Annotated in this window: 7 protein-coding genes; all 7 read right to left on the minus strand. The window is 24.8% G+C overall.

Annotation, left to right across the window (positions count from 1 at the left end):
- Positions 1 to 4 precede the first annotated feature (4 nt).
- The 7 genes from H0H78_RS02960 to H0H78_RS02990 are packed head-to-tail and all read right to left on the minus strand — an operon-like array spanning position 5 to position 6,758.
- Positions 5 to 526, minus strand: coding sequence for a DUF192 domain-containing protein (locus tag H0H78_RS02960; protein ID WP_185850989.1), 522 nt, complete (start codon positions 524 to 526; stop codon positions 5 to 7).
- Complete coding sequence (lgt, locus tag H0H78_RS02965) at positions 513 to 1,412, minus strand: prolipoprotein diacylglyceryl transferase (protein ID WP_185850990.1); 900 nt, start codon at positions 1,410 to 1,412, stop codon at positions 513 to 515. Before lgt ends, H0H78_RS02960 begins: the two co-directional genes overlap by 14 nt.
- Before the next feature lie 29 nt (positions 1,413 to 1,441).
- Positions 1,442 to 1,660, minus strand: a complete 219-nt coding sequence (gene yidD / locus H0H78_RS02970) for a membrane protein insertion efficiency factor YidD (RefSeq protein WP_185850991.1) — start codon at positions 1,658 to 1,660, stop codon at positions 1,442 to 1,444.
- On the minus strand, positions 1,644 to 3,941 hold the full coding sequence (locus H0H78_RS02975; protein ID WP_185850992.1) for an aconitate hydratase: 2,298 nt from the start codon (positions 3,939 to 3,941) through the stop codon (positions 1,644 to 1,646). The genes yidD and H0H78_RS02975 overlap by 17 nt, the downstream gene beginning before the upstream one ends.
- Before the next feature lie 43 nt (positions 3,942 to 3,984).
- Positions 3,985 to 4,758 carry an alpha/beta fold hydrolase gene (locus H0H78_RS02980; RefSeq protein ID WP_185850993.1) on the minus strand — a complete coding sequence of 258 codons (774 nt, stop codon included), beginning with the start codon at positions 4,756 to 4,758 and terminating at the stop codon, positions 3,985 to 3,987.
- 3 nt (positions 4,759 to 4,761) lie between these two features.
- Positions 4,762 to 5,490: a pyridoxine 5'-phosphate synthase gene (locus tag H0H78_RS02985; RefSeq protein WP_185850994.1), complete on the minus strand. Its 729-nt coding sequence runs from the start codon at positions 5,488 to 5,490 to the stop codon at positions 4,762 to 4,764.
- 2 nt (positions 5,491 to 5,492) lie between these two features.
- Positions 5,493 to 6,758, minus strand: a complete 1,266-nt coding sequence (locus H0H78_RS02990) for a mechanosensitive ion channel family protein (RefSeq protein WP_185850995.1) — start codon at positions 6,756 to 6,758, stop codon at positions 5,493 to 5,495.
- Between the last annotated feature and the right edge of the window lie 183 nt (positions 6,759 to 6,941).

Below are 6,941 nucleotides of genomic sequence, written 5' to 3' on the forward strand. Positions count from 1 at the left end.
ATATTTATATTTTTTTGAAAAAAATTTTTGTTAATCCTTCTTTTATACCCCACTTTTCTGACATACCAGCATTAATCTCTAATACATATTTAACCGTAGTAGTAGGGTCGTTACTACGAACTAATTCTATATTATCCTCCATAGGAGAGACATACTTATGTACAAAAATAACAGTATTCATATTATTAATATAAACAATATCTAAAGGAATACGCATATTTTTCATATCCAATTTTTTGATTTCTTCTTTGTTTTCTAAAATAAATAACATTCCTCTATTTTCTCTCATAGACGAACGATATCTAAGTCCATTTTTTTTTTCTATAGGACTTTTAGCTAATTCTATTTCTATTTTTTTGATAGGAAGATAACTTGTATTTTTTATATACAAACATCCATGTTTTATAAATTCAATTTCCAATTTATCTCCTATATTAAATAGATGATCTTCTTCTTCTATTCTATTATGAGAAGAATGTAAAAATAAAAAAATCGTAAAAATTAATAAGAATTTATTCTTTTTCATGAAAAAAATATTCCCTTTTTTTTGAAAAAAAAAGAAGAATTAATCCAAAAATAATATAAGGTATACTTAATAATTGCCCAGTATTTAAAGAAAATAAATGAATCATCTCATCTCCTTGTGGTTCTTTTATAAATTCTAATAAAAAACGAATAGACCAAAGAAAAACAAAAAAAATTCCAGATATATATCCAACAATTTCTTTTTCTTCATTCCTTTTTTTATTTTTATTATAAAAAAACCATAAAAATAAAAAAAGGAAAAAATAGCTAACAGATTCATAAATTTGAGTAGGGTGTCTAGGGACTACCTCTCCATAGTCTGTATCCATTTGAACAAATTTAACGGCCCAAGGATACGAAGATGGTTTTCCTACAATTTCAGAATTAAAAAAATTACCTATTCGTATAAAAGAAGCAGACAAAGCTGCTATAATACATATTCTATCAAAAATCCATAAAAATGATTTATTTTTCAGGACATTTTTACTATAAAGGAAACTAGAGAAGGCTATTCCAATAGTAGCCCCATGACTAGATAGACCTTTATAACCAATAAATTTATAACCTTTAATGATTCCACCCAATAACGAACTATGAATGTTTTCTTTAACAGGAAATATAGCCTCTATCCAATGATTGGAAAAATATGAAAAATCATAAAAAAAAACCTGTCCTAATCTAGAACCTAAAACAGTTCCTATAACTGTATGAATTAATAAAGAATCTATATATTTTGGATGAATTTTCTCTATTTTATAAATATATTTTATAATGGACCTTCCCGTTAAAAAAGAAATGACAAACATTAAACTATAAACATGTATAGTTACCCTATTCCATAAAATAAACTTAGTAATTGGATCCCAATTAATATAATTGAATAACATAAATGAATAATTTTATTATATATAATATATCATGAAACAGGATCATATCCTGATTTTCCAAAAGGATGACATCTTAAAATTCTTTTAATAATCATAAAACTTGCTCTATAAAAATTATATTTTTTTAAAGATTGAATAGTGTATTCCGAACATGTAGGTATATATCTACAATTTTTTCCTATCCATGGAGATATACCTATTTGATATAATAAAATTATTTTCAATAACAATTTATTGAAAGTTTTCATTGATTTTTTTTCTAATAAAATTTAAAGAAGAACCATAAGTAAACCATTCTATTTCTCTTAAATTATAAGAATGTTGTACAATAATAATTTCTTTTTTTCCATTTTTATGAACTAATTCTACGTTAATATTTTTTTTAGGATAAAAATTTTTTATATAAAAATGTAGAGTATCATCTTCTTTAATCTTGTGATAATCAGAATTTTTTAAAAAATTTACAGCTAAAATTCCTTGTTTTTTTAAATTAACTTCATGAATTCTAGAAAAAGATTTAGCAAGAACTATACGAACTCCTAAATAACGAGGCTCCATAGCTGCATGTTCTCTTGAAGAACCTTCTCCATAATTTTCTTCTCCAACAATTATAGTTGGTATTTTTTTGTATTTATAAAATTTTGCAACATTAGGTACAGTTCCATAATTTCCGGTTAACACATTTTTTATGTGATTAATTTTATTATTAAATGAATTAATAGCTCCAATTAATAAATTTTCAGAAATGTTTTCAATATGACCTCTATATTGAAGCCATGGACCCGCCATAGATATATGATCTGTAGTACATTTTCCTTTTACTTTAATCAGTAATCTAACGTTCAATAAATCTTTTTTATCCCAAGGAGAAAATAAAGATAACATTTGCAAACGTTTTGAATGAGGATCTATTTTTAAAGAGGCATTTATCCCTGTTCCTATAGATTCTTCATATCCTAATTCTTTTAAACTAAAATTTTTTTTCGAAGAAGGATTTTTTATATATAATTTTGGTTCTTCTAATTTAACATATTTTCCTTCTTCATTTTTTAAATGATCTTTTCTAGGATCAAAGGTTAAATATCCAGAAATGCTCAAAGCAGTAACAATTTCTGGTGAAGCTATAAAAGCATATGTTTCCGGATTTCCATCATTACGGGATGAAAAATTTCTATTAAAAGAATGAATAATCGTATTTTTTTTGTAATCCCCTTTTCTTATCCATTGTCCAATACAAGGACCACAAGCATTAGAAAATATTTTAGCTCCTATACTTTTAAAGAGTGAAATTAAACCATCTTTTTCTATAAGATGATAAACTCTATAGGATCCTGGTGTTATCAAATATTCAGAAGATACCTTTAATTTTTTCTTTTTAGCTTGTTGAATAATAGATGCAGCTTTTGATAGGTCTTCATAAGAAGAGTTTGTGCAAGAACCTATTAATCCTGCTTCTATTTTAATTGGCCAATTATTTTTTTCTGCTTCTTTTTTCATATGAGAAATAGGTATACTCCTATCAGGAGTAAAAGGACCATTAATATGCGGTTCTAATACATTAAGATTTATTTCTATTAATTTATCATAATAAATCCATGGTTTTTGATAAACCTCTATATCCGCTTTCAAAAAATTATTTATTTTATTATTTGATATTTCTTCCGAAATTTCTTTTCTTCCACTTTCTTCTAGAAATTCTTTCATTTTTGTATCATATGGAAATAAAGAAGATGTTGCTCCAATTTCAGCGCCCATATTACATATAGTAGCTTTTCCTGTACAAGAAAGGTTTTCTATTCCTTCACCAAAATATTCGATAATGCAACCTTTAGCTCCTTTTCCTCCCATAATTCCAGATAGCTTTAATATAATATCTTTAGGAGAGGTCCATCCATTTAACTTTCCTTTCAATAAAACTCCGATAATTTTAGGAATTTTTAACTCTAAATAATATCCAGACATAACTTCTACTGCTTCTAATCCTCCTACTCCTATCGCTAACATTCCTAAACCTCCAGCATTAGGAGTATGAGAATCTGTTCCTATCATCATTCCTCCAGGAAATGCATAATTTTCTAAAATAATTTGATGGATAATCCCTGATCCAGGTTTCCAAAAACCTATTCCGTATTTATGAGATGCAGATAATAAAAAATTATAAATTTCTTTATTATCTTGGATAGATTTTTCTAAATCTAGTAATTTTCCTTCCTTTGCTTTAATAAGATGATCGCAATGGATAGTAGTAGGAATAATTGTTTTATTTTTTCCAGTAAGCATAAACTGGAGTATTGTCATTTGAGCTGTAGCATCTTGCATAGCTAAACGATCCGGTAAAAATTTCAGATAAGATTCATTTACATGAATTTTACTACTATATTTATAGTCTATAAATTTTTCTTCTAATAAATGAGAATATAGTATTTTTTCAGAAAATGTCATAGGACGTCTTATTTTATTTCTGATTTTATTAAATCTCAATTTTAAATTAGAATAAAAATTTAAAATTTTGTCAAAATCAAATAACATAATACAGTTTTTTATTACATTATACTATATATAAATTTAATAATTATATTTCTTGATTTAGAAAATTTCTCACTTCTTTGTAAAAATCTATTTTATTATCTATATGTATCCAATGTTTTGCTTTTTTTATCAGAATGATTTTTGCTTTAGTAAACAACTTTTTTATGAAAAAAAAATCTTCAATTAGAAGATAATTTGAATATTCACCACGTAAAAAAAGAGTAGGACCATTAAAAATTCCATTTTTTAATTCTTTATTAATTAAACAGGAATAATTATTTTCAATTCCAACTAGAAAAAAACGAAAAGCTAATTTTCCATTTTTTTTTCTATAAGTACATTTAGAAAAAAATGATCTAGTTTCTTTATCTGGAATAAACGGATTTAAGAATTCTTCAAGTTCTATCCGTTTTTGAATACAATTGAAATCTACACTTTTTAATACTTGAATAACATTTTTATAATAAGTAGATGGATAAGATTTAGGACTTATATCTAAAATGATTATTTTTTTTGGAATAGAAGGATAATTCATAGAAAAATACATGACAGCTCTTCCTCCCATAGAATGACCTATTAAAATTGGTTTATCAATTTTATAATGATGAAGATAGACTAATATATCTTTTGATATCAGATCATAATCCATTTTATTTGAATAGAAACTATTTCCATGATTTCTTATATCTAATAAATGTATTTGATATTTTGAAGAAAATTCTTTTGCAAAAGAAATCCAATTATCTCCATTTCCAAATAATCCATGAAAAACTAAAATAGGGAATCCTTTTCCAATAATTTTAGAATATAAAACCATTATTTATTTTTCATAAGCTTTATAAATTTTTTTTAAATAAGTTTGAATAGTATTCTCTAATCCCATATAAATAGTATCACTAATCAAAGATTGGCCTATAGAAACTTCTTTCAAAAAAGGTATTTTTTCAATTAAAAAAGATAAATTTTCCAAATTCAAATCATGTCCAGCGTTAACTGATAAATTATATTCCATAGCCTTTTTTGCGGTAGCAATATAAGAATAAATAATTTCTTTATTTCCTTTCATATATCCTAAAGCATAATTTCCGGTAAAAAGTTCTATCCTGTCAGTCCCTGTTTTAGAAGCGAATGAAACCAATTTTGGTTCCGGTTCTAAAAAAATAGAAGTTCTAATTCCTTTCTTTTTCAATTTTTGAATTTTTTCTGTCAAAAAATCTTGATATATAAAAGTATCCCATCCAGAATTTGAAGTTTTAACATGATCAGAATCTGGTACTAATGTTACCTGTTTAGGTAAGATATCTAATACTAAATTCATAAATTTAGTAGTCGGTCGTCCTTCAATATTTAACTCCGTTTTTATAACAGATTTTAAGTCATAAACATCTTGATACGTAATATGTCTTCCATCAGGACGTGGATGAACAGTAATACCTTGTGCCCCAAATTTTTGTGAATCTATAGCTATTTGTATAAGATCAGGTATATTTCCTCCTCTAGAATTTCTTAAAGTAGCTATTTTATTTAAATTAACGCTTAATCTTACCATATTTAATAAGTAACATTTGTAGTTACTTGTGTAACTTTTAAATTAAATTCTTTTGCAGCTGTTAACAAATGATCAAATACACTTGCTTGAATTCGTTCATATTTAATAGACACGGAAGTATTTGTAAAACAATATAATTCTATAGGAAGACCATAAGGTGTTGGTTCTAAATGTCTAACCATCAAAGTCTCTGATTGTGATATTCTTGGATGTTGATGTAAATATTCTAATGCATACTGACGAAAAAGACCAATGTTAGTGAGTCTTCTTCCGTTTATATCCATACTAAGATCAATATTTTTTTTTTTATTAAAATCTTCTATTTCTTTTTTTTTTCTATGAATATAATTCTTTATTAGATAGAAATTTTGGAATTCTTCTAATTTAGCTGCATTACAAAAATGAAATGATTGAATATTAAACAATATAGATCTTTTAATTCTTCGTATATTTTTTTTTCGCATAACTTCAAAATTTGTGACCGCTGTAGATATTAAATCATAAGTAGGAACACTCGTTATTGTTTTATCAAAATTTTCTATTTTAGCAGATGTTAAGTTTATTTCTCTAACTGTCCCTTCTATATTGTATTTATGTATACCTATCCAATCTCCTACTTTAATCATTTTAGTAGAAGCCATTTGTACTCCAGAAACAAACCCTAATATTGTATCTCTAAATATAAGTATCACTATTGCTGTTATAGCACCTAAACTAGTAAGTACGGTGATAAGATCATTTCTTGTTAAAATGGCTATAATAATTAAAACACAAAATATAATGGATACTATTTTCAATAATTGAGAAAAAGAACGAACAGCTATGGTTTGATGATTATTTTCACTAGTAGCAATCCTCATGATTGAATTAACTACTCTGATTAAAAATTGTAAAATCATCAAAACAAATAGTATATCAAATACTTTTTCTATATAAATGATGATTGTTTGATAATTTTTAAAAAATGGTTTAATAAGAATAAAACCAATGGATAATGGAAAAAAATGTGCTAAACTATCAAAAACTTTATTTTCATATAAAATATTATCCCAAATAAAATGAGTAGAATTTACTATTCTTTTTCCTATAAAACGAACACCTTTATTAAAAATACATTCTAAAACAATTAATAGAATACTGAATAAAATCAATTTACATATAATGTAAAAAGTTATACAAATCCACTTTTTTAAATCTAAAAGATGAATAATTTCATAAACCCATTCATAATATTGATGAATATTATTGTATTTTTCTAATTTTTCCATAATAATTTCGCATCATACAAACAAACAAAAATAATAGTATAATATGAGTTATTTTCAATAATTTTATTATCGTTTGATTTTTTTTGTCTACTTCTATTCTTGGTAAATTGAAGAATATAATAGATATTGAATTTCTTTATGAAAAGATAAAAAATTTTGATTCAATTTTTAAATTTAAAAATA

Source organism: Blattabacterium cuenoti (genome assembly GCF_014251235.1).
Taxonomy (GTDB): Bacteria; Bacteroidota; Bacteroidia; order Flavobacteriales; family Blattabacteriaceae; genus Blattabacterium; species Blattabacterium cuenoti_AF.